Below are 22,718 nucleotides of genomic sequence, written 5' to 3' on the forward strand. Positions count from 1 at the left end.
ACCCCCGCCCCGGAATCCTCGTTCCGACCGTCCTCGTTGCCCCGGTGCGCGGCTGCCCGCGACGCCGGTGTCGGAACGGCTCCGCTGCGGCGGCGGTGTCGGATGCCGGCGCCGTCCGGGCTGACCAAGACGGAGATTATCAACGATGGTTACACTCAGTCAACGCATTCGTCGCCATTGTGACCATCCAGTACGGCCGGAAACAGCGGCTCTGAACTGCGAAAAAGTGTCGCAACCCGATGGGCGCGGCAAGCGGGCGCATAGCCCGGGCACAGGTTGCGTCAACGCAGCGTCACGGCCTCTCTGCGTATGGCGGTGGCATCGGGTGACGCTGCGTTGACGTCCCCGCGGGCATCGTGTCGGCAGCCGTCCGGCCGGACCGGAACCTGCCCGAGGGGGAGACTCTTCATGGACCGCTCGCTCATCGTCGCGAAGGTGGTGCCCACCGCCGAGGACCAGGTCGCCGAGATCTTCGCCGAGTCCGACGCGACGGAGCTGCCGCACCTGGTCGGCGTCCGGCACCGTTCGCTGTACCGGCTGCACGACCTCTACGTCCACCTGCTCGAGACGGAGCTGCCGGGCGAGGGCGCGGTGGGGGACGCCCGCGGGCATCCGGAGTTCGTCCGGGTCAGCGCGCGGTTGCGGCCGTTCATCTCGCCGTACCTGCCGGACTGGCGGTCGCCCCGGGACGCCATGGCCCACTGCTTCTACCGGTACGACGCGCCCGGACGGCGGCCGTGACCACCACCGCGCCCCGCGACGAGCAGCTCTGGTCCCGCTGCGCCGGCTGCGCCTCGCTGCTGTACCGCAAGCGGCTGCGCCGCAACCTCGACGTCTGCCCCGAGTGCGGCACGCACTCCCGACTGGACGCCCCGGCACGGGTGGCGCAGCTGGTCGACCCGGACTCGTTCAGCGCGCTGCCCGACCGGGCGGTGGAGGTCGACCCGATCGGCTTCGTCGACGCGCTGCCGTACCCGCACCGGCTGACCGCGGCGCGGGCCGGCACCGGGCTGGACGAGGCGGTGGTCTGCGGCAGCGCCGCCGTCGGTGGGCACCGGGTCGCGCTGGCGGTGATGGACTTCCGGTTCCTCGGCGGCAGCCTCGGCTGCGCGGTCGGCGAGCTGATCACCCGGACCGCCGAGCGGGCCCTCGCGGAGGAGGTTCCCCTGGTGCTGGTCACCGCCTCCGGCGGGGCCCGGATGCAGGAGGGGGCGCTGTCGCTGATGCAGATGGCCACGGTCAGCCAGGCCGTCGCCGAGCTGCGCGAGGCGGGACTGCTCACGGTCAGTGTGATCACCGATCCGACGTACGGCGGGGTGGCGGCCTCGTTCGCGACGAACACCGACGTGGTGCTCGCGGAGAGCGGCGCGCGGATGGGCTTCGCCGGCCCGCGGGTGATCCGGCAGGTCACCGGCACCGCGCTGCCGGAGGGCTTCCAGACGGCCGAGTTCCTGTTGCGGCACGGGCAGGTCGACATGGTGGTGCCCCGGCACGCGCTGCGTGGGCGGCTGACCGCGCTGCTCGCCGCCGCCCGCTACGGCCGCCGGGCCCGCCGGCGCCCGCCCGTGCCCCGGCAGCAGCCGGCGCCGCGACGGGCGGCCGACGCGTCGCTCCCGGCGTCGGCGGCCGGCCCCGCGTCGCTCCCGACGCCGGCGGACGCTTCCGCGTCGTCCCCGGCGGCGGCGGACGCCGCCGGGCGGGACGCCTGGGAGACGGTCCGCGCGGCCCGCCACCCGGGCCGGCCCACCACAATGGACTACCTGGAGAGCGCCTTCGACGGCTTCGTCGAGCTGCACGGCGACCGGCTCGGCGCGGACTGCCCGGCGATCGTCGGCGGGCTGGCCCGGCTCGACGGCCGGCCGGTGATGGTGATCGGTCACCAGAAGGGACACACCACCGCCGAGCTGGTGGCCCGCAACTTCGGCATGGCCAGCCCCGCCGGGCATCGCAAGGCGCTGCGGCTGATGCGACTGGCCGCCCGGCTCGGCCTGCCCGTGGTGACCCTGGTGGACACCCCGGGGGCGGACCCCGGGGTGGGCGCGGAGGAGCAGGGCCAGGCGGCGGCGATCGCCGAGAACATCCTGGCGCTCAGCATGCTGCCCACCCCGGTCGTCGCGGTGGTCACCGGCGAAGGCGGCAGCGGCGGCGCGCTGGCGCTGGCCGTCGCCGACCGGGTGCTGATGCTCGAACACGCCGTCTACTCGGTGATCAGCCCGGAGGGCTGTGCCGCCATCCTGTGGCCGGACAGCTCCGCCGCCCCGCAGGCCGCCCGCGCGCTCCGGCTCACCGCGCCGGACCTGTGCCGGCTCGGCGTGGCCGACGAGGTGGTGCCCGAGCCGGCGCCCGCCGCCCAGCACGACCCGGCCACCGCCGCCGAGCTGCTGGCCCGGGCGGTGACGGCCAACCTGGCCCCGCTGCTCGACGTGCCGCCGGCCACCCTGGTCCGTCGCCGGCGGCAACGCTTCCGCCGGTTCGGCGCCGCCCGCGCCGCCGTCCCGGCGGTGCGGCGATGAGCGCCGACCAGGGCCCCGACGCGGCCCTCGACGGCCTGCGGCGGCACGCCCACCGGCTCGTCGCCGAGCTGGCCGGCCCGGTGCGCCGGGTCCGGCTGCGCAGCGGCGAGACCGTCCTCGAGGTGGAGTGGCACGGTGCGGCCGAAGCCCCGCCTGCGCCCCGCACCGAGCCGGACCCGGTCGTGGCCGCCGGCCCGCCGCCGCCCGAGCCCGGCCGGCTCACCGTGCGGGCACCCGTCGTCGGCACCTTCTACCGGGCCCCGGAACCCGGCGCGGCGCCCTTCGTCGCCGTCGGCGACCTGATCCGTCCCGGTCAGGTGGTCGGCATCGTGGAGGCGATGAAGCTGATGAACGAGGTGACCGCCGACCAGGCCGGGCGGGTGGTCGAGGTGCTCGTGGACGACGGCAGGCCGGTCGAGTACGACCAGCCGCTGCTCGCCCTGGAGCCGGCCGGGCAGCGGGGCCGATGATGTTCGAGAAGGTGCTGATCGCCAACCGGGGCGAGATCGCGCTGCGGGTGCTGCGGGCCTGCCGGGAACTGGGTGTGCGCACGGTGGTGGCGCACTCCAGCGCCGACGCCGACTCGCTGCCGGTGCGGCTGGCCGACGAGACCGTCCGGATCGGACCGGCGCCGAGCCGGCAGAGCTACCTCAACGCGGCGGCGATCGTCGAGGCGGCCCGGCAGACCGGCGCGCAGGCCGTGCACCCCGGCTACGGCTTCCTCTCCGAGGACGCCGACTTCGCCGAAATCTGCGCGGAGAACGGCCTCGTCTTCATCGGGCCGCCGCCGCAGGTGATGTCCGCGCTGGCCGACAAGTCCACCGCGCGGGCGCTGATGAGCCGGGCCGGGTTGCCGCTGCCGCCGGGCAGCGTCCGGACCCTGCCGACCGTCGCCGAGGCCGTCGAGGTGGCCGCCGAGGTGGGGTACCCCGTGATCGTGAAGGCCGCCGCCGGCGGTGGCGGGCGGGGGATGACCGTGGTCCGCTCCGCCGCCGCGCTGCCCCGGGCGTACGCCCGCACCCGGGCCGCCGCCCAGGTCGCCTTCGGCGACGACCGGGTGTACGTCGAGCGGTACCTGACCGACGCCCGGCACGTCGAGGTGCAGGTGCTCTGCGACGGCCACGGCAACGGGGTGCACCTGGGCACCCGGGACTGCTCGGTGCAGCGCCGGCACCAGAAGCTGGTCGAGGAGGCGCCCGCCCCGGCGCTCTCCGCGGCCACCCTGGACGCCCTCGCGGAGACCGCGCTGCGCGGCGTTCTCTCGGTCGGCTTCACCGGCGCGGGGACCGTGGAGTTCCTCGTCGACGAGGCGGAACGGTGCCACTTCCTGGAGATCAACTGCCGGATCCAGGTGGAGCACCCGGTCACCGAGATGGTCACCGGCGTCGACCTGGTCCACGAGCAGCTGCACATCGCCGCCGGGGTGCCGCTGCGCTGGCGGCAGGAGGAGATCCGGCTGCACGGGGTGGCGGTGGAGTGCCGGGTCAACGTGGAGGACCCGGACCGCGACTTCGCCCCCACTCCGGGTCGGCTGGACCGGTTCCGGCCGCCGGGCGGGCCGTTCACCCGGGTCGACACCCACGGCCACGCCGGCTACCTGGTCAGCCCGCACTACGACTCCCTGCTGGCCAAGGTGGCGGTCTGGGCGCAGGACCGGGCGTGCGCCCTGGACCGGCTGGAGCGCGCGCTCGGCGAGTTCGACATCGCCGGCGCGGGCGTGCGGACCACGATCCCCTTCGTCCGGCGGGTGCTCGACGACGCCGCCTTCCGCAAGGCCCGCCACACCACCGGGCTGGTCGACCGGCTGCTCGCCGACCGCGCCCCCGTACCGACCCCGGCCGCCCCCGCCGCCTACCCGCCCGGCACATCCGTCAGGAGGACCCGATGACCGTCGCCCCCGACCGACCGCTCACCACGGAGATCACCGACGTCCTGGTCACGCACTGCGGCCTGGACGCCGAGACCGCCGCCCGGAACCCCGCCGCCAGCCTGGAGGAGCTGGGCATGGACTCGCTGGCCCTGCTCGAACTCTCCGCCGTCGTCGCCGACCGGTGGCGGGTACGCATCCCCGAACAGGCCGGTCAGCTCAGCATCGCGGGCGTCGCCGACCTGGTGGCCCGCCGGGCCGACCCGCCCGGGCACACCGAGAACAGCGTGGTCATCGACGCGCCGCTGCCGCTGGTCTGGCGGGTCACCAACGACGTCGCGCGGTGGACCGAGCTGTTCACCGAGTACGCCGTGGCGGAGATCCTGGAACAGGACGGCGACACCGTCCGGTTCCGGCTCACCATGCACCCCGACGAGAACGGGGTCTCCTGGAGCTGGGTCAGCGAACGCACCGCCGACCCGGCGACCCGGCAGGTGCGGGCGCACCGGGTGGAGACCGGCCCGTTCGAGTACATGCGCATCCACTGGCGCTACGACGAGGTGCCCGACGGCACCCGGATGACCTGGGTGCAGGACTTCGCGATGAAGCCCACCGCGCCGGTCGACAACGCCGGGATGACCGAACGGATCAACGCCAACAGCCGGGTCCAACTGGCGGTCATCAAGGAGCGCATCGAGCGGCTGCACCAGGGAGGCGACAAATGAGTGAGACCGTCACCGGGGTCATCGCCGCCCGCGACGTCGCAGCCGACCGGCGGCGCGGCGGGGAACTGCGGGTGCTGCTCGGGCCCAAGAGCGTCGGCAGCACCTCCGGCTTCATGGGGGTGGCCGCGCTCGCGCCGGGGGAGCGGATCGCCGAGCACTACCACCCCTACAGCGAGGAGTTCCTGTACGTCGCGCGCGGCGCCATCACTGTGGACCTCGACGACGAACCGGTGCCGCTGGCGGCCGGGGAGGCGCTGTTCGTGCCGCGGCTGGTGCGGCACCGGCTGCGCAACACCGGCGACGAGCCGGCCGAGGTGGTGTTCCACCTCGGCCCCCTCGCGCCCCGCCCGGAACTCGGCCACGTCGACACCGAGGTCGCGCCGCAACGGGGACCGTCGTGACCGGCCGGCGCACCGTCGTCACCGGCGTCGGGGTGGTCGCCCCGGGCGGCGCCACCCGGGACCGGTTCTGGAAGACCATCACCGAGGGGCGCACAGCCACCCGGCGGATCACCTTCTTCGACCCGGCGCCGTTCCGCTCCCGGATCGCCGCCGAGTGCGACTTCGACCCCGACGCCGCCGGGATCACCCTCGCCGAGCGGCAGCGCGCCGACCGGTACGTGCAGTTCGCCCTGGCCTGCTCGGCGGAGGCGCTCGCCGACAGCGGCCTGATCCTCACCGACGCCGAGCGGCAGCACGCCGGAGTGGTGCTCGGCAGCGCCGTCGGCGGCACCATGGCGCTGGAGAAGGAGTACGTCCGGGTCAGCGACAGCGGCCGGCGCTGGCTGGTCGACCACACCCTCGGCGGGCCGTACCTCTACCAGGCGCTGGTGCCGAGCAGCCTGGCCGCCGACGTGGCCTGCCGGCACGGCCTGCACGGCCCGGCCCAGGTGGTCTCCACCGGCTGCACCTCCGGCATCGACGCCATCGGGTACGCCCACCAGCTCATTGCCGACGGCGAGGCCGACGTGGTGCTCGCCGGGGCCGCCGACTCGCCCATCTCGCCGGTCACCGTCGCCTCGTTCGACGCCATCGGGGCGACCAGTCCGGACAACGACGACCCGGAGCACGCCTCCCGCCCGTTCGACGCCGACCGGCACGGCTTCGTCCTCGCCGAGGGCGCCGCGGTGCTGGTGCTGGAGGAGTGGGAGCACGCCCGCCGTCGCGGCGCGCACGTCTACTGCGAGGTGGCCGGGTACGCCAGCCGCAGCAACGGTTTCCACATGACCGGGCTGCGCCCCGACGGGGTGGAGATGGCCCTCGCCATCGGCGACGCGCTGCGGCAGGCACGGCTCGCCCCGGGCGACGTCTCCTACATCAGCGCACACGGCTCGGGCACCCGGCAGAACGACCGGCACGAGACGGCGGCGTTCAAGCGGGCGCTCGGGCCGGCCGCGTACCGGGTGCCGATCAGCTCGATCAAGTCGATGGTGGGGCACTCGCTCGGCGCCATCGGCTCGATCGAGATGGCCGCCTGCGCCCTCGCCATCGAGTACGGCGTGGTGCCGCCGACGGCGAACTGGACCACCCGTGATCCGGAGTGCGACCTGGACTACGTGCCCAACGAGGCCCGCGAGCTGCCGGTGGACGTAACGCTCTCGGTCGGCAGCGGCTTCGGCGGCTTCCAGTCCGCGATGCTCTTCCGCCGCCGGGCGGTGACACCGTGACCGCGGCCCGCGCCGGCCTGCGTCGGAGCGCGGCGGTGGCGCCGTGACCGCGCGGGCGGTGGTGACCGGGATCGGGGTGGTGGCGCCGAGCGGCGTCGGCGCCGACGCGCACTGGTCGACCGTGCTCGCCGGCACCCGGCGGACCGGGCCGATCAGCCTCTTCGACCCGACCGGCTACCCGACCCGGGTGGCCGGGGAGGTGCCCGACTTCGACGCCGCCGGGTACGCCGACGCCCGGCAGCGGGTGCAGACCGACCGGTGGACGCACCTCGGGTTCGCCGCCACCCGGCTGGCGCTGGCCGACGCCGGCCTGCCCGAGCAGGCCCCCGACCCGTACGGGTGGGCGGTGACCCTGGCCAGCTCGTCCGGCGGGAACCTGTTCGGGCAGCGGGAGCTGCAACGGCTCTGGGGCGGTCCGACCCGGACGGTGGGGGCGTACCAGTCGATCGCCTGGTTCTACGCGGCCAGCGTCGGGCAGCTCTCCATCCACCACCAGTTCAAGGGGCCGTCCGGGGTGCTGGTCGCCGAGTCCGCCGGCGGGCTGGACAGCCTCGCCCACGCCGTCCGGACCATCCGTCGAGGCACCCCGGTGGTGATCGCCGGGGCGACCGAATGCCCGCTGAGCCCGTACGCGCTGGCCTGCCAGCTCCGGTCCGGCCTGCTCAGCGACGTGGCCGACCCGGAGCGGGCGTACCGGCCGTTCGACGTCGCGGCCGCCGGGTACGTCCCCGCGGAGGGCGGCGCGGTCTTCGTGGTGGAGGAGCTGGTGCACGCGCTGGCCCGGGGCGCCCGGATCTACGGCGAGGTGACCGGCTGGGCGGCCACCCACGATGCCGCCCCCACCGACCCGGACGCCGGCCCCGACCCGGCCCACTACGCGCGGGCGCTCCGGCTGGCCCTGGACCGGGCCGGCGTTCGCCCCCACGACGTGGACGTGGTCTGGCCGGACGCGCTCGGCGTGCCCGCGCACGACCGGGCCGAGGCGGCCGCGCTGCGCGCCGTATTCGGCGCCCGGACCCCGTCGGTGACCACCCAGAAGCCGCTGACCGGCCGGGCCCACCAGGGCGGGTCGGCCCTGGACGCGGCGACCGCGCTGCTCGCCTTCCGGCACGACCTGCTGCCCGCCTCCGCCGGCCCGGAGCAGCCCGCGGAGGGCTGCGAGCTGAACTTCCTGCGGGCCCCCCGCCGGCCGCGCAGCCGCATCGCGCTGGTCGGCGCGCGCGGATTCGACGGTTTCAACAGCGCGCTGGTGCTGCGCGGCGCCGCGCCACCACCGTCCAGGGATGACGACATCTGACCGGGCAAACGGGCGCGGCTGGTCTTCCTGCTCCGGCCGACGCGCAAGTGCCACGGCGCTTCCTCGGCCAGGCCCGACGGCGGCGCCGGACCGTCAGGTGTCGTACTCGCCGCTGTTCCAGGGCTCGCTGAAGGCCATGTAGTTGCCCGGATGCAGCTCGACCCACCACGACTCGCCCGGCTCGTCGGGCGGCCGCGGGATCAGGCCGAACGTGGTGCCGAACCGGTCCACCGCGAACGGCGCCACCTCGATCCGGCCGAAGGTGACCGGACCGAGCTGGGACAGCCGGGCCTCGTACGTCCGCCGCCGGGCGTCGCGGTCCATCAGATGCCGCGGACCGAACGCGTCGACCCGCGCCTCCAGCAGCCGGCCGGAGCGGTCGAAGAGAAAGCACGCGACGAACTCCGCGCCGGTGCCGGTCTCCGGGTCGCCGGGCACGAACGGCGTGGTGAGGAAGAACTGTCGGCCGTCGGGCGTGTGCCCGACGTGCTCGGCGTGGTAGTCGTCGTGGTCGATGGCGATGAGCGCTGGCGGGCCGCCGGTCACCGGTACCTCCTCCTGCCGTCGGCGGGACCCCGGCCGACCCGCGGACCGTACCGACCGGCACCGACGATTCCCGCAGCCGCCGGCCGGGAGCGGGCGCGCAGGGCGCAGCAGCCGGCGGGGTGCGAATGGTTGTCACCGGGCGCGGCGTGTCGCGGCGACAACTTCATGGTCAACGGGGGGAATGGGGGGCGGGGGTGGTGCGGGGTGCAGGTGGCGGTGTGCGGGCCCGCGGAGGCGAGCGCGGCCGAGGTGGAGTGGGCGCGGCGGGTGGGGGAGCTGCTGGCCGAGCGGGGGGTCACCGTCCTCTGCGGAGGCGGGGGCGGGGTGATGGCCGCGGTCGCCGCCGGCGCCCGCTCCCGCGACGGCCTGGTCATCGGCGTACGCCCCGACGACGGCGCCGATCCCGGTCCGGCCGACGTGTCCGCGTCCGTGGTGACGAACATGGGGCAGGCGCGCAACGCGATCCTGGTGTGGAGCGCGGACGCGGCCATCGCCGTCGGCGGGTCGTGGGGAACGCTCAGCGAGGTGGCCCTGGCGATGCGGCGGGGCGGAATTCCGGTGGTGCTGCTCGGCGGTTGGCGGATCCTCGGTCCCACCGGCGAGCCGGTGCCCGGGCCGCGCCACGTCGACACCCCGGAGCAGGCCGTGGAGGCGGTGCTTCCGCCCGGGCCGTGACCCGCGCTCAGCCGAACAGCGACCGCAGATCGCGGGGATGGCTGGCGGTACGGTCCGCCGGCTCACCCGGGTCGTACTGATGGCCCCAGCCGGCGGCCACCGCCAGCGCGCCGCTGCGTCGCGCCGCCCGCAGGTCGAGTGGCGAGTCGCCGACGTACGCGGTTCGGGTGGGACGGACGCCCAGCAGCCGGCAGGCCAGCTCGACGCCGTCGGGCTCGGGTTTGGGTCGCGCGGCCTCGTCCCCGCCGACGACGACCTGGAAGTGCCCGAGCAGACCGACCCGGTCGAGCAGGATCTCGGCCGCCCGGTGGCTGGCGCCGGTGAAGAGACCGACCGTCCCCCGTCCGGCGACGCTGGTGAGCAGGTCGGCCACCCCGGGATAGACGGTCACCTGCGTCGCGAGGGCGGTCAGGTGGGCGTGGTAGCGGGCGAGGTCCCGGTCGGTGGCCGGCCGTCCCAGCAGGTGCGTCAGCAGCACGGCCGGTGGCCCGAGCGGATACCCGGCGATGATCTCGGCATCGGAGAGCACCCGCCCGCCGCCGTCCACGATGGCGGCGCGGTAGGCCGCGGGCACCACCGCGTGGGATTCGATCAGCGTGCCGTCCATGTCGAAGACGATCGCGTCCACCCGCCCGTGTGCCGCCCGCATGGGCAGAGGCTACGGCAGCCGGGCCGATCCCCGTCGGACCCCGACGGCGGGGGTTCAGCCCGTCGTCCTGAACTGGGCGGCGAGGCGTTTCGGGGCGCGGGCGTACCAGGCCTCGGTGACCAGTTCGGTCAGCTCCTCGACACCGATCCGGTCGAGCCGGACCAGCACCGCCGGGTACCCGTCGAAGTGCGGGGTGGTGAAGTAGACCTCGGGATCGTCGGCGAGCAGCGCCTCCTTGGCGCCCAGGTCGGGCACCCGGGCGCCGAGGACCGGCCCGTCCGGCGCGGCGTCGCCCAGCGCCTCCAGGTCAGCGCGGCGCAGCGGTCGTTCCCAGACGAAGAGCCTGTCCCGCACCCGCCAGGCGGGCAGGTCGTCGTGGGAGCCGCGCTCGGTGGTCTCGGGCAGGGCGAGCGCGATCCGGCGTACGTCGTCCCAGGTCGCCATGCGCCGACGATACGCCGCCCTACCGACGGCCGGGCCCGACTAGATTGCGTGCATGGATCTCGCCGAACTGCAGGCCCGGGCGCGGGCCGTCGCCGACCGGTACGACCGCCACCATGTCGCCGCGGGCAGGGCGCCGTGGAGCACCGGCGACCTGGCGCTGGGCTTCGTCGGCGACGTCGGCGACCTGGCGAAGCTGGTGATGGCGGTCGACGGGCGGCGGGAGATTGCGGACGCCCGGGAACGGCTCGGCCACGAGCTGGCGGACTGCCTCTGGTCGGTGCTGGTCCTCGCCGACCGGTACGACGTCGACCTGGTGGCCGAGTTCGAGAAGATGACCGCCGGGATCGACCGGCATCTGGGCTGAGGTCAGGCCGGCGCGGGCGTCTCGCGCAGCAGGGCGACATCGTGCCGGTCCACGTCGCGCGGCGGGTACCCCTCCCGGAACCGGAGCTGCTGGGCCACCGACAGGCAGGGCACCCGCTGATCGGCGATGACGCCCTCGGCGAAGCCGTCCGACGCGTACTCGAAGGTCACCCCGTCCAGACCGGACTGGACGCCGCTGCCGTCCGGTCGGAACGCCACCGGGTGGAGGTCGACCTTCCGGCCCTCCGGCGCGGTCAGCTCGGCGCGCACTGGCAGCCAGTCCACCGTGGTCACGAAGCCGAGCCGGCCGAGCAGCGCGAGCAGCTCCGCCTGCTGGCTCGCGTCGATCGCCAGGTCGAGGTCGGCGTGCGGCCGGGTCTGCCGGCCCACCACCGCGTCCACCGCCCAGCCGCCGGCCACCCAGACCCGCAGCCCGTACGCGGCGAACTCGGCCAGCAGCGCGGTCACCTGGTCCCCGTTCATCCCGGGATCTTGGCAGACTGACGGTCTGCCCCGCCAGCGGGAAGGACCGTGATGCGCAGGATCATCGTCTGGATGTCCATCTCCCTCGACGGCTTCATCGAGGGACCGGACCGGGAGCTCGACTGGCACCGGGTCGACGAGGAGCTGCACCAGCACTTCAACGACGAGCTGCGGACCAAGGGGGCCTTCCTGGACGGGCGCCGCACCTACGAGCTGATGGCCGCCTTCTGGCCGACCGCCGACCAGGACCCGGCGGCCAGCGCGGTGACCCGCGAGTTCGCCGGGATCTGGCGGGACATGCCGAAGGTCGTCTACTCCCGGACGCTGGCACGCGCCGACTGGAACGCCACCGTCGTCCGGGAAGTCGTCCCCGAGGAGGTCATGTCCCTCAAGGCGCAGCCCGGCGGCGACCTGGTGCTCGGCGGTGCGGACCTGGCGTCCGCCTTCTGCCGCCACGGGCTGGTCGACGAGTACCGGCTCTACCTCCACCCGGTCGCCATCGGCCGGGGCAAGCCGCTCTTCCCGCCCTCCGACACGCCGGTCGACCTGCGGCTGGTCGAGTCCCGGCCGTTCGGCAACGGGGTCGTGCTGCTGCGCTACCGGGGTGCGGGCCAGTGCTCCGCCCTTTAGTACTCCAACGTCACTTGGCTTCGGCGTTGGGCGTGGCGCAGGCATGAAGGCGGCCACCGCGTGATCATCGATGGTTTGTGAGGACAACCGAAGATCGTGCGGTGGCCGCGGGCCACAGCGTAAACCCTGCTCGGTGGCGGGTCATCCTCGACGAGGCGGTGGCGCGTGTCGCTGACCGGTTCGCCCGCGCGGAGCCACGTCGTACGGCGGCAGCGTTCGTGGAGGGGCTGCTGTCGAGCGTGGAGCGTAAGACGTGCTGGTCGCTTGCGGAACGGGCCGGACACGGGGATCCGCAGGCGATGCAGCGGCTGCTGCGCACAGCGTTGTGGGACGCCGACGCCGTCCGAGACGATGTTCGTGCCTGGCTGGTGCAGCAGCTTGGCCACCCCGAGGGGGTGCTGATCACCGATGAGACCGGGTTCCTGAAGAAGGGCCTGGGTTCGGTGGGGGTGCAGCGGCAGTACACCGGCACCGCCGGTCGTGTCGAGAACGCCCAGGTCGGGGTGTTCCTGGCCTACGTCTCACCCCTGGGTCGGGCGTTGATCGACCGCCGGCTGTACCTGTGGGCCTGGATCACCACCAGCCTGCATGGCGAGCACCGCTGGCTGCTCATCCGCCGCAACCACAGCACCGGCGAGCTGGCCTTCTACCTGTGCTGGTCACCGAAGCCAGTGCCGCTGCACACCCTCGTGACCGTCGCCGGCTCCCGCTGGAGCATCGAAGAGCTGTTCCAAACCGGCAAAGGCCAAGTCGGCCTGGACCACTACCAGGTCCGCGGCTGGACCGGCTGGCACCGGTTCATCACCCTGGCCATGCTCGCCCTGGCCGTGCTGACCGTCCTCACCGCCGCCTCCGCTGAGCATGCCGACTCCGACCCGGAAATCATCGCGTTGACCGTGGCGGAGCTCCGCCGACTCCTCAACGCCTTCGTCCTCGCCCTGCCGCTACCACCAGCACACACCCTGCACTGGTCAACCTGGCGGCGAACATCCCAAGCCCGAGCCCGCCGATCCCACTACCAGCGAAGACTCAGCCACCACGCCAGTAGACAGGTCAAGTGACGTTGGAGTATTAGGGCGGAGAGAACGTCAACGCTGACCGTCAGGCGGGCGACGACCCCGCGCCGCCGACCGGCCGTACGAGGAGTTCTTCGACTCCGCCGCGCTGCACCCGGCACCTGGACACCTGGCGCACTTCTAAGGCGACGGGGCAACGGTCGACGCGCTGCGGCTGTCGGTCACCGCGGTGACGCCGGAGCAGATCGACCTGGGGCTGGACCGGCTGGCCGCCCTGATCACCGACGAGCTCCGCGCCGCCGGCACGCTCGTCAGCCCCGGTGCGGTCCCCTGATCTCGCCCGAGCCGCGGGGGATCAGCCGGGTCGCCACCAGATGGGTCCGCGGCCGCCACTGCTCGCCGTCCAGGCGCCGGAAGATCAGCGACGCGGCGAGCCGGCCCATCTCGGACGGGTCCTGCGCGACCACGGTGACGGCCGGCTGGAGGAGGTCGGCGAGGGGGAAGTCGTCGAAGCCGACGAGGGCGACCTCGTGCTGCCGGCCGAGCTGCTGGAGGGCCCGGATCGCCCCGATGGTGACGAGGTTCTGCGAGGTGAAGAGCGCGGTGGGCGGGGACTCGGCGGACAGCAGCCGGCGTACCGCCTCCTCCGACTCCTGCTCGGTGTGCAGGTCGTGGACGGCGGTGGCGGCGGACGGTCGGATGCCGTGATCGGCGAGGGCCTCCCGGAAGCCCTGGAACCGTTGTCGGGCCGTGGGGATCGTCTGCAGATCGCCCAGGTAGGCGATGTTCCGGTGGCCCTGGGCGACGAGGTGGTGGACGGCGGACGCGGCCCCGTCGTGGTTGTCGGCGAGGACGGCGTCGACCGGCAGCCCGACCGGCGGCCGGTCGACGAAGACCACCGGGGTGCCGGCGTTGACCTCGCCGGCCAGGTAGCTCTGGTCGTCGCTGGCGGGTACGACGACCAGGGCGTCGGCCTGCCGCATGGTGAAGGCGTGGATGAGGTCCCGTTCCCGTTCCGGGTTCTCGTCCACGCTGCCGGCGAAGATGAGCACGCCCCGATCCCGCGCGGCGTCCTCCAGGGCACGGTGCAGGGCGGCCGAGAAGGGGTTGGCCAGGTCCTCCAGGACCGCCGCGATCGCGGCGCTCCGGCCGCTGGCCCGCCGGAGGCTGCTCGCGGTGAAATTGGGCCGGTAGTCGAGCTGGGCGATCGCCCGCTGCACGGCGGCGGTCTTCGGGGCGGAGACGCCTGCCTCGCCGTTGACCACCCGGGAGACGGTCTTCGGGCTCACGCCCGCGAGTAGTGCGACGTCTCGGAGCGTCGGCCGGGCCTTGGCGCCGACCGAGGTAGCGGGGGCGGCAGCGTGCATGGGCGCTCCTACCGGGCGGGGTGCTGCGGTGGCGGTCGGGGGCCACGGCGTACGCGGTGACCCCCGACCGATGGTGATCGACGGTCAGGTTATCGCCACACCGACCGCAGCGGCCGGATGGTGAGCGACCGCACCACCACGTCACCCCCCTCGGCGAAGAGGCGCGTCCGGTCGCTGGTGGGCGCGGGGAAGATCTGATCCGTGATGGTGGTCTGTCCCGCCCCGCCGAACACCTCGACGGAGGACCGGTCCACGTACACCGTCATCCGCACCCGGTTCCCGTCCACCGACAGCGGGCCGGAGTGCACGCCGGGGAAGAGCGGGCCGACCTCGACCTGGCCGGAGTGCGTCCGGTCGACGAAGAGGCGGCGCGCCCCGGCGTCGTACCCGATCAGCGTCCGTTCGTCGCCGCCGCCGCGGACCTGGAGGCCGAAGCGGTCGGCGTCGCGGAGTTCGAACTCCGCCTGGATCTCCAGCACCGTGCCGTCCGCCGCCGGGGGCAGGTCGAGCACCCCGGCCCGTACGGTGGCGTCGCGCAGCGTGAACGCCTCGTCGCCGCCCCGCAGGGAGGTGAGCTGGCCGGTCGGCCGCTGGACCAGGCGCACCTCGCCGTCGATCGTCTTCAGCGCGAACTCCCGGGGCAGGGCCATCGCGCCGCGCCACGGTGCGGTCGGGATGCTGCCGGCGTACTGCCAGTTGTTCATCCAGCCGACCACCACGCGCTTGCCGTCGGGGGCGTTGTTGTAGGAGACGGCGGCGTAGTAGTCCTTGCCGTGGTCGAGCCAGTCGTAGCGTTCCAGTTCGCTGGTTGCCGGCCGGTCGGCGAACATGACGTGGTCGACGAGGATGTGCCCCCAGCCGCCGGAGTTGAAGTCGTTGATCTCCAGGTGGGCCCGCCGCCCGGCGAACTCACGCACGTCCCAGCCCACCCAGTCCAGGCGTTCGCTGTCCTTCCCGGTGGCGGTCCGGACGACCTGGCCGTCCACGACGAGGTTGACCGCGGTTTCCACGGACCGGGGCAGCACCGGTTCGTCGGTGGCCACGAGGTGGTCCACCAGCAGGTGCCCCCACCCGCCGGTGTTCTCGTCGACGATCCGCAGTTGGGCGGTGCGACCCCGGAACTCGGTCACGTCCCAACTGCGCCAGTTCATGAAGCCGGAGAAGTTGCCGGTGGCGGTGCGTACCACCCGGCCGTCCACCAGCAGCTCGACCACCGTACGGCCGGTGCCGTCGTCGAGGTGGCCGCCGGCGCCGACGAGCAGGCTCAGGTGGTTCCGGTTGATCGTGAAGCCGGGTGAGGTCAGGGTGCCGGTCGTCGAGTCGGCCTCGAAGAAGGTGGTGAGCAGCTTGTCGCCGACGTGGCCGCGCTCCGACCGGGCGGGACCGACCACCGGCGCGCGGTCGCGAAGCCCGCCGGTCGCCGTCCACCCCGCCTGCTCGTACGTCTGCCCGTCGGGCAGCTCGAAGTCGATCACCGGCTCGGCCCCGCCCGGCACGAACTCGGTTGTCGTGCCGGGCAGGTGCGGATGGGCGCCCCCGCCGACGAGGAGGTTCAGGTAGTCCTGGTCGAGGGTGAAGTCGGGGGAGACCATCCGCCCCTTGGGCGCGTCGAAGCCGAGGAAGCTGTTGACCAGGGACCGGCCGCGGAAGCCGCTCACCTGCTGCTGTCCGGGCACCGTCCCTGGGTACGGGCGGGTGCCGAAGGGCCCGGGTCCCTGCGTCGGGTCGTTCTCGACCGTCCAGCCGGCGTAGTCGTCCTCGAAGTGGGCGAAGAGCGTTCCGGTCGGCGGCTCAGGGTCGCCGGCGACGACGTTGTCGGCGGTGAAGCGGGCGCCGTCCCAGTCGCCGATGAAGTACTGCGCGCCCGATCCGCCGGCCACCGCGCCCGGGTTCAGGTTGACCACCAGGACCCACCGGGTGTGCCGCGGGTCGCCGTCGACCGGCAGTTCGAACAGGTCCGGCACCTCCCAGACGCCGCCGACGGCGTTGGCCGGCCCGAAGTCGCTCAGGTGGGTCCAGTTCCGCAGGTCGGGGGAGCCGTAGAAGCTCACCTTGTGCTCGGTGGCCAGCACGGTCGCCATGGTCCACTGACCGGACCTGGTGTCCCAGAAGACCTTCGGGTCACGGAACTCCCGGGAGCCGAGGTCGAGCACCGGGTTCCCGGCGTACTTCGTCCAGGTGCGCCCCCGGTCGGTGCTGTACGCCAGCGACTGCGCCTGGATGCCGGTGGCCGGGTACGAGCTGGTGTAGACGGCGACCATGGCCGGCGCGCCCGGGCGGCCGAAGCCGGAGGTGTTCCGCTCGTCGACGACGATCGACCCGGAGAAGATGTGCTCGTCGGCCGAGTAGGGGATGGCGAGCGGCAGCTCCTCCCAGTGCAGCAGGTCGCGGCTGACCGCGTGTCCCCACGACATGTTGCCCCACTGCGCGCCTTCGGGGTTGTACTGGAAGAACAGATGCCACTCGCCCTGGTACCACACCAGCCCGTTCGGATCGTTCAGCCAGTTCCGCTCCGGGCTGAAGTGGATCTGTGGTCGGTAGGCCTCGTCCCTGGTCGTGGTCGGCGCTCCGTGCGCGCCGGCGCCGGGCGTGGTCGCCACGAGAGTCGCGGCCGCGCAGGCGGCCAGACATCGGCGGATCCTCATCCACATCCTCCGTCCATGGGGGACTTGCGTCGCCCGGTCCGGGTCCGGGCGTCTGCCGGTGGGCGAATCCTGCGCGCGGCTGACATCGATGTCAAGAGTTACCTATGGATTACGTTCTGGTTAGAGAAAACCACCCGCCAACCCATTGACATCCCTCCTGTGCCGACCCGAAACTGCGTTGACATCGTTGTCAGACCGACCTCGGCCCGGCCGGGGGAGTCTTTGAGGGAGAACACATGATCCAGCGCATCGGCCGCCGCCGCGCGGCCCTGCTGGTGGCCGCCGCGGCGGCGACCGGCATGGTCGTCAGCGGGTGCGGCGACAGCTCGGGCGACGGCTCCGGCGACGGTGACAAGAGCATCGCCGTCTCGCTGATCACCAAGAACTCCACGAACCCGTTCTTCGTGACCATGCAGCAGGGCGCGAAGAAGGCCGCCGAGGCGGAGGGCGTGAAGCTGACCGTCGCCGCCGGCAAGGAGGACGGCGACGAGGCCGGCCAGGTGCAGGCCATCGAGGACGCGATCGCCCGCGGCGACGAGGGCATCCTGATCACCCCGAACGGCCCCGGCGTGAACCCCGCGATCAAGAAGGCCAGGGACGCCGGGCTCTACGTCATCGCGCTGGACACCCCGCCCGACCCGGCGAACACCGTGGACATCACCTTCGCCACCGACAACTTCAAGGCCGGTGAGCTGATCGGCAAGTGGACGGCGACCCAGCTCGCCGGCAAGCCGGCGACCATCGCCATGTTGGACCTGTTCAACGACAAGGTGGTCTCCGTCGACTACGACCGTGACCAGGGCTTCCTGACCGGCATGGGCATCGACACCGCCGACAAGAAGAAGAACGGCGACGAGGCGAAGACCGGCAGCTACTCCGGCGGCAGCTACACGATCGCCTGCAACGAACCGACCAACGGCGCCGAGGACGGCGGCCGGACGGCCATGGAGAACTGCCTGACCAAGAACCCCGACATCAACGTCGTCTACACCATCAACGAGCCGGCCGCGGTCGGCGCGCACAAGGCGCTGCAGGCGGCGGGCAAGACCCAGGGCGTCCTGGTCGTCTCCGTCGACGGGGGGTGCGACGGCGTACGGCAGGTCAAGGACGGCGTCATCGGCGCCACCTCTCAGCAGTACCCGCTGAAGATGGCCGAGCTCGGCGTGCAGGCGATCAAGAAGATCGCGAACGACGGGGAGAAGCCCAAGGTCTCCGAGGGCCTCGACTTCTTCGACACCGGTGTCACCCTGGTCACCGACAAGGCCGCCACCGGGGTCGACAGCATCACCAGCGCCGACGGCGCCCAGCGCTGCTGGGGCTGAGCCACCGCCGCCACGGCCGAGGGCCCGAGGCATCCTCCGCCCCGGGCCCTCGACCGGGCAGTTCGTCCGCCACCGCCGACCTCGGCAGGGAGCCCGCGATGACCACCACCACACCACCGACCACCGCCGCGCAGCAGTTCGCGCTGCGCCGGCACTCGCCACTGCAACGCGTTCAGCACCTGCTGCACGGGCACCCCGCGATCAGCCCGTTCCTCGTGCTGGTCATCTCGTTCGTCATCTTCTCCACCCTCAACCCGCGCTTCGCCTCGCCGAACTCGCTGTCGCTCGTCCTGCAGCAGGTGGCCGTCATCGGCGCGCTCGCCGTCGGGCAGACACTGATCATCCTGACCGCCGGCATCGACCTGTCCGTCGGCGCCATCGCCATCCTGGCCATGATGCTCGCGGCGAAGCTGGCCGAGGGCCAGGGGCTGTCCGGTGGCCTCGCCATCGCGCTGGCCGTCGCGGTCGGCGCCGCGGCGGGTGCGCTCAACGGCGCGCTGGTGACCCGGCTGAAACTGCCGCCCTTCATCGTCACGCTCGGCACGCTCAGCGTCTTCACCGCCATCGGGCTTCTCTACTCCGAGGGCCAGAGCGTCCAGGCCACCGACCTGCCCGCGGTGCTCAGCTGGACCGGCGAGTCCTTCCCGGTGGGCCGGTTCCGGATCACCGTGGGCGTGGTCGCCGTCGTCCTGCTCTACCTCGCGGTGGGCTTCGCCCTGGCCAAGACCGCCTGGGGACGACACGTCTACGCGGTCGGTGACGACAAGGAGGCCGCCCGGCTCGCCGGCATCCGGGTCGACCGGGTCCTGCTGAGCGTGTACGTCGCCGCCGGCGCCATCTACGGCATCACCGCCTGGATCCTGATCGGCCGGGCCGGCGCGGCCAGCCCGAACGCCATCACCGACGCCAACCTGGAGAGCATCACCGCCGTCGTCATCGGTGGCACCAGCCTCTTCGGCGGCCGCGGCGCGGTGCTCGGCACCCTGCTCGGCGCGCTGATCGTCGGCTTCTTCCGCAGCGGCCTCTCCCTCGCCGGGGTCGACGACCAGTACCGCGTACTCGCCGTCGGCCTGCTGGTGATCCTCGCCGTGGCCGTGGACCAGTGGATCAGGAAGGTGAGGTCATGACCGCCACCACCACGCACACCCCCGCCGGCCGGTCCGGCGCCGCGGACAGCGGGCAGCGTTCGCCGGTGCTGTCGGCCCGCGGCCTGGTCAAGACGTTCGGCAGGGTAGTCGGGCTCGACGGGGTGGATCTCGACCTGTACCCGGGCGAGGTGCTCGCCGTCATCGGGGACAACGGCGCGGGAAAGTCCACGCTGATCAAGTGCCTGACCGGTGCGCTGGCGCCGGATGCCGGGGAACTGTTCCTGGAGGGCCGGCCGGCGCAGTTCAAGCGGCCGCAGGACGCCCGGGACGCCGGTATCGAGACCGTCTACCAGACGTTGGCCGTGGCACCGGCGTTGGACATCGCGAGCAATCTCTTCCTGGGCCGGGAGAAGCGCCGCCGCGGCGTCCTCGGCTCGGTGTTCCGGATGCTCGACCAGAAGGGCATGCGCCGGGATGCCGCACAGGCCCTCGCCGACCTCGGCATCGGCACGCTGCAGAACGTCGCGCAGGCGGTCGAGACGCTCTCCGGCGGACAGCGCCAGGCCGTGTCGGTGGCCCGGGCCGCGGCCTTCGGCAGCAAGGTGATCGTGCTCGACGAGCCCACCGCGGCGCTCGGCGTCAAGGAGTCCAACCAGGTGCTCCGGATGATCGAGGAGGTCCGGTCGCGGGGACTGCCGGTCATTCTCATCAGCCACAACATGCCGCACGTGTTCGAGGTCGCCGACCGCATCCACATCCAGCGGCTGGGCCGCTGTGCGGGCGTGGTGACGCCGGCGTCGCACACGATGCCGGAGGCGGTGGCCATCATGACCGGCGCGACCACCCTCGAGGAGACCCCGGGCCGGACGGCGGGCTGACGCCGCCGCGGACGTGACCGGGCGGTCCAGGCCCGGGAGAGGAAGATTGTGATCACGGTTGTCGGCGAGAGTCTGGTGGATCTGATCGAGGATCCGTCGGGCGAGGCGGTCGCCCATCCAGGGGGCAGCCCGGCGAACGTGGCCGTGGCGCTCGCCCGCCTCGGTCAGCCCACCACCCTGCTCACCCAGCTCGGTGCCGACGCGCACGGGCGGCTGCTCCGCGCCCACCTGGCCGGCAGCGGCGTACGGCTCGATCCGGCGTCGGTGCCGGACCTGCCGAGCACGAGCGTGGCCCGGACCCGGGTGGGCGCGGACGGGCAGGCCCGGTACGACTTCGACATCGCCTGGCGGTCCTTTCCGGACCGCGCGGGTGTCGGGTCAGGGAGCCGCTGCCTGCACACCGGCTCGCTCGCCACGGTCCTCGAACCGGGCGCCGACGACGTGCTGGCGCTGGTCCGGGGCCGGCGGGCGACCACGATGATCAGCTACGACCCGAACTGCCGGCCCGCCCTGATGGGCGACCGGACCAAGGCCCGGTGCCGGGTCGAGGAGCTGGTGGCGGTCAGTGACGTCGTCAAGGTCAGCCTGGAGGACCTGGCCTGGCTCTATCCGGGCCGCGGGTACGAGGAGCTGGGGCGGGAGTGGCTGGCGCCGGGCGCCTCCGTCGTGGTGGTCACCCGCGGCGACGGCGGGGCCTGGGCGGTGGCCCGGTCCGGCGCGGTGCGGGTGGACGCCCGACCGGTGCGGGTGGCGGACACCGTCGGCGCGGGTGACGCGTTCACGGCCGGGCTGCTGGCCGGGCTGGCGCGGCGGGACCTGCTCGGCGCCGCGCGGCGGGCCGCGCTCGGGGCCGTCGGCCGCGACGTGCTCGCCGCCGTGCTGGCCGAGGCGGCCCACGTCGCCGCCCTGACCTGCACCCGGCGCGGGGCCGAACCGCCGACCCGGGCCGAGCTGGCCGCCGATCTGGCTGATGCCCGGCGGGCGACCTGATCGGCAGGGTCACGGTTCCGGCGCCGTGCCGCGGTCCGTCACAATGGACGGATGGTTGCCTGGGAGTACGCGTTGCTGGTCCGTCGCTATCAGGGGCAGGGCCGCAACTTCCATGTCTCGTTCGTCTGGTACGCCCCCGACGGGTCACGCACCGACATCACCGCGTACGCCGACACCGCGATCGCGCACCTCAACCGCGCCGGCCGGGAGGGCTGGGAGCTGGTCTCCGCCGCCGAGGACGTGAACAACGTGCAGGGCAGCACCGAGGTGCACCGCTACCACCTCAAGCGCCCGCTCGCCTGAGGCCCGGACGGGTGCCTGACGCCGGCCGTCCGCCGTCCACCCGGCGTTGCTGCCGGCTGACGTCCTGCCCTGCGGCGGTAGGTCAGCCGATAACCACCCACCGGGCCGTCCGCCTCAGGCGGTTCGAGTAGCGATCTTGAGGGGGACGCCCTGCGCCCGGAGTGGGGCGAGCTGGGATTCGTCCGCGCCGGCATCGACGATGACCAGGTCGAACGCGGTCAGCGGCGCGAGTTGGTGCAGCCCGTTCTTGGTGAACTTGCTGTGGTCGATGAGGAGGACCCGACGGTTGGCGGCCTCCATGAGCGCCCGCTTGACGGCCACCGTCTCCTGTGACTGGTGGTAGCAGTGTCCGTCGGTGACCGCGGTCGTGGACATGAACAGGACGTCGGCCCGCAGTGACCGGATGGCCTCGGTGGTCTGCATGCCGAGGAACGCGTCGTACGCCGGGTAGTAGGCGCCGCCGAGACCGATGAGGTCAACCCCCGGCTCACCGGCGAGCAGCTTCAGCACGGCCAGGAAGTTGCTGATGACGGTCAGCGGGCCGCGGCTCGGCAGCAGCTCCGCGACCGCCAGCCCGGTGGTGCTCTCATCGATCATGATGGCGGCGCCCGGGGTGACGAGTTCGAGCGCCGCGAGGGCGAGGTCCCGCTTCTCGGCGGCCATCGCCTGCACCCGGTGGCGTACGTCGCCGTGGTGGACGGCCGAGGGTTGTGCGGTGGCGCCGCCGCGTACCTTGCGTAGCCAGCCCTCGCTCTGCAGCACGTCGAGATCGCGGTGGATGGTCATCAGGCTCACGCCCTGCGCCTCGGCGAGGTCTTCGATCTTGACGAAGCCCTCGTCGATGACCCGCCGACGGATCTGCTCGCGCCGCTCGCGTGGGCTCGGCGGCGGGGCCGCCTCAGGCAAGGGGTTGACGCTGGCGACATCGTGGGCCACCGGGCTGCCTCCTGTCGTGGGTGCCGGGCAGTCCTGTCCGGGCGGTGCCGGGATCGGGTCGGCTCCGGTGGGCGCATGCCGCAACCCACCGCGTCCGCCTCCGGCGCTTCGGGCGACGCTCTGCGTAACATCACCGTGTGATGTTGCTGAGAAGATAACACGCCGGCTGGGGTGCATGCGTGCGCCCGGATCCGCCGCACTGCGCCCGGGTTTGGTCGCCGAATATCACAGGCACGTTGTGATTTATTTCAGATGCTTGACATCTTGGAGGTCGCTGGTGTTTGGTTCGTAACACGAGCGACCCTCGTCGTCACG

Annotated in this window: 23 protein-coding genes and 1 pseudogene; 17 read left to right on the forward strand and 7 right to left on the reverse strand. The window is 73.1% G+C overall.

Features of this window, described 5'->3' with window-relative positions:
- Window positions 1-408 precede the first annotated feature (408 nt).
- Genes GA0070613_RS21325 through GA0070613_RS21360 form a run of 8 tightly spaced genes read left to right on the forward strand, consistent with a single transcriptional unit; the run spans window position 409 to window position 8,068 of the window.
- The gene (locus tag GA0070613_RS21325) at window positions 409-741 is read left to right on the forward strand and encodes a TcmI family type II polyketide cyclase (protein WP_089013907.1); all 333 of its coding nucleotides are present in this window, start codon (window positions 409-411) and stop codon (window positions 739-741) included.
- A complete protein-coding gene (locus GA0070613_RS21330) occupies window positions 738-2,513 on the forward strand; it encodes an acetyl-CoA carboxylase carboxyltransferase subunit alpha (protein ID WP_089013908.1) in 1,776 nt (591 codons plus the stop codon). Before GA0070613_RS21325 ends, GA0070613_RS21330 begins: the two co-directional genes overlap by 4 nt.
- Window positions 2,510-2,983 carry an acetyl-CoA carboxylase biotin carboxyl carrier protein gene (accB, locus tag GA0070613_RS21335; protein ID WP_089013909.1) on the forward strand — a complete coding sequence of 158 codons (474 nt, stop codon included), beginning with the start codon at window positions 2,510-2,512 and terminating at the stop codon, window positions 2,981-2,983. Before GA0070613_RS21330 ends, accB begins: the two co-directional genes overlap by 4 nt.
- Window positions 2,983-4,401, forward strand: a complete 1,419-nt coding sequence (locus GA0070613_RS21340) for an acetyl-CoA carboxylase biotin carboxylase subunit (protein ID WP_089013910.1) — start codon at window positions 2,983-2,985, stop codon at window positions 4,399-4,401. The genes accB and GA0070613_RS21340 overlap by 1 nt, the downstream gene beginning before the upstream one ends.
- Window positions 4,398-5,105: an SRPBCC family protein gene (locus tag GA0070613_RS21345; protein WP_089013911.1), complete on the forward strand. Its 708-nt coding sequence runs from the start codon at window positions 4,398-4,400 to the stop codon at window positions 5,103-5,105. The genes GA0070613_RS21340 and GA0070613_RS21345 overlap by 4 nt, the downstream gene beginning before the upstream one ends.
- A complete protein-coding gene (locus GA0070613_RS21350) occupies window positions 5,102-5,506 on the forward strand; it encodes a cupin domain-containing protein (RefSeq protein WP_089013912.1) in 405 nt (134 codons plus the stop codon). Before GA0070613_RS21345 ends, GA0070613_RS21350 begins: the two co-directional genes overlap by 4 nt.
- Complete coding sequence (locus GA0070613_RS21355) at window positions 5,503-6,771, forward strand: beta-ketoacyl-[acyl-carrier-protein] synthase family protein (protein WP_089013913.1); 1,269 nt, start codon at window positions 5,503-5,505, stop codon at window positions 6,769-6,771. Before GA0070613_RS21350 ends, GA0070613_RS21355 begins: the two co-directional genes overlap by 4 nt.
- Before the next feature lie 43 nt (window positions 6,772-6,814).
- Window positions 6,815-8,068 carry a beta-ketoacyl synthase N-terminal-like domain-containing protein gene (locus tag GA0070613_RS21360; RefSeq protein WP_089013914.1) on the forward strand — a complete coding sequence of 418 codons (1,254 nt, stop codon included), beginning with the start codon at window positions 6,815-6,817 and terminating at the stop codon, window positions 8,066-8,068.
- 93 nt (window positions 8,069-8,161) lie between these two features.
- Here the strand turns inward: GA0070613_RS21360 and GA0070613_RS21365 are convergent, their stop codons facing one another.
- Complete coding sequence (locus GA0070613_RS21365; RefSeq protein WP_089013915.1) at window positions 8,162-8,614, reverse strand: hypothetical protein; 453 nt, start codon at window positions 8,612-8,614, stop codon at window positions 8,162-8,164.
- Between the two features lie 204 nt (window positions 8,615-8,818).
- Here GA0070613_RS21365 and GA0070613_RS21370 point away from each other — a divergent pair, with 204 nt between their 5' ends.
- The gene (locus GA0070613_RS21370; protein WP_231929352.1) at window positions 8,819-9,289 is read left to right on the forward strand and encodes a TIGR00725 family protein; all 471 of its coding nucleotides are present in this window, start codon (window positions 8,819-8,821) and stop codon (window positions 9,287-9,289) included.
- Between the two features lie 7 nt (window positions 9,290-9,296).
- On the opposite strand, the gene GA0070613_RS21375 is transcribed toward GA0070613_RS21370, so the two are convergent.
- Window positions 9,297-9,938 (reverse strand): HAD family hydrolase, encoded by a 642-nt coding sequence (locus GA0070613_RS21375; protein ID WP_089013916.1) that lies wholly within the window; start codon window positions 9,936-9,938, stop codon window positions 9,297-9,299.
- A gap of 54 nt (window positions 9,939-9,992) precedes the next feature.
- Window positions 9,993-10,382 carry an MmcQ/YjbR family DNA-binding protein gene (locus tag GA0070613_RS21380; protein ID WP_089013917.1) on the reverse strand — a complete coding sequence of 130 codons (390 nt, stop codon included), beginning with the start codon at window positions 10,380-10,382 and terminating at the stop codon, window positions 9,993-9,995.
- A gap of 52 nt (window positions 10,383-10,434) precedes the next feature.
- On the opposite strand from GA0070613_RS21380, the gene GA0070613_RS21385 reads away from it, so the two are divergent.
- A complete protein-coding gene (locus GA0070613_RS21385; RefSeq protein WP_089013918.1) occupies window positions 10,435-10,746 on the forward strand; it encodes a nucleoside triphosphate pyrophosphohydrolase family protein in 312 nt (103 codons plus the stop codon).
- A gap of 2 nt (window positions 10,747-10,748) precedes the next feature.
- Here GA0070613_RS21385 and GA0070613_RS21390 read toward each other — a convergent pair whose 3' ends face one another.
- Window positions 10,749-11,228, reverse strand: coding sequence for a nucleotidyltransferase domain-containing protein (locus GA0070613_RS21390; protein WP_089013919.1), 480 nt, complete (start codon window positions 11,226-11,228; stop codon window positions 10,749-10,751).
- 51 nt (window positions 11,229-11,279) lie between these two features.
- Here GA0070613_RS21390 and GA0070613_RS21395 point away from each other — a divergent pair, with 51 nt between their 5' ends.
- A complete protein-coding gene (locus GA0070613_RS21395; protein ID WP_089013920.1) occupies window positions 11,280-11,858 on the forward strand; it encodes a dihydrofolate reductase family protein in 579 nt (192 codons plus the stop codon).
- A 143-nt stretch (window positions 11,859-12,001) separates the two neighbouring features.
- A pseudogene (locus GA0070613_RS21400) lies at window positions 12,002-12,742 on the forward strand (IS701 family transposase); the annotation flags it as partial.
- Between the two features lie 443 nt (window positions 12,743-13,185).
- On the opposite strand, the gene GA0070613_RS21405 reads toward GA0070613_RS21400, so the two are convergent.
- Window positions 13,186-14,241, reverse strand: a complete 1,056-nt coding sequence (locus tag GA0070613_RS21405) for a LacI family DNA-binding transcriptional regulator (RefSeq protein WP_089013922.1) — start codon at window positions 14,239-14,241, stop codon at window positions 13,186-13,188.
- Between the two features lie 89 nt (window positions 14,242-14,330).
- Window positions 14,331-16,886 carry a GH32 C-terminal domain-containing protein gene (locus tag GA0070613_RS21410; protein ID WP_197698943.1) on the reverse strand — a complete coding sequence of 852 codons (2,556 nt, stop codon included), beginning with the start codon at window positions 16,884-16,886 and terminating at the stop codon, window positions 14,331-14,333.
- Window positions 16,887-17,122: 236 nt separating this feature from the next.
- Here GA0070613_RS21410 and GA0070613_RS21415 point away from each other — a divergent pair, with 236 nt between their 5' ends.
- The 5 genes from GA0070613_RS21415 (at window position 17,123) to GA0070613_RS21435 (ending at window position 21,467) form a co-directional block, all read left to right on the forward strand.
- Window positions 17,123-18,208, forward strand: a complete 1,086-nt coding sequence (locus GA0070613_RS21415) for a substrate-binding domain-containing protein (protein WP_089013924.1) — start codon at window positions 17,123-17,125, stop codon at window positions 18,206-18,208.
- Between the two features lie 98 nt (window positions 18,209-18,306).
- Entirely contained in the window at window positions 18,307-19,335 is a 1,029-nt protein-coding gene (locus tag GA0070613_RS21420) for an ABC transporter permease (RefSeq protein WP_089013925.1), read from the forward strand.
- Window positions 19,332-20,174, forward strand: a complete 843-nt coding sequence (locus tag GA0070613_RS21425; RefSeq protein WP_172875864.1) for an ATP-binding cassette domain-containing protein — start codon at window positions 19,332-19,334, stop codon at window positions 20,172-20,174. The genes GA0070613_RS21420 and GA0070613_RS21425 overlap by 4 nt, the downstream gene beginning before the upstream one ends.
- A gap of 48 nt (window positions 20,175-20,222) precedes the next feature.
- Window positions 20,223-21,164 carry a carbohydrate kinase family protein gene (locus GA0070613_RS21430; protein WP_089013926.1) on the forward strand — a complete coding sequence of 314 codons (942 nt, stop codon included), beginning with the start codon at window positions 20,223-20,225 and terminating at the stop codon, window positions 21,162-21,164.
- Between the two features lie 51 nt (window positions 21,165-21,215).
- Window positions 21,216-21,467 (forward strand): hypothetical protein, encoded by a 252-nt coding sequence (locus GA0070613_RS21435; RefSeq protein ID WP_089013927.1) that lies wholly within the window; start codon window positions 21,216-21,218, stop codon window positions 21,465-21,467.
- Between the two features lie 114 nt (window positions 21,468-21,581).
- Here GA0070613_RS21435 and GA0070613_RS21440 read toward each other — a convergent pair whose 3' ends face one another.
- A complete protein-coding gene (locus tag GA0070613_RS21440) occupies window positions 21,582-22,403 on the reverse strand; it encodes a DeoR/GlpR family DNA-binding transcription regulator (RefSeq protein ID WP_197698944.1) in 822 nt (273 codons plus the stop codon).
- Window positions 22,404-22,718 lie beyond the last annotated feature (315 nt).

It is taken from the genome of Micromonospora inositola, from assembly GCF_900090285.1.
Lineage (GTDB): Bacteria > Actinomycetota > Actinomycetes > Mycobacteriales > Micromonosporaceae > Micromonospora > Micromonospora inositola.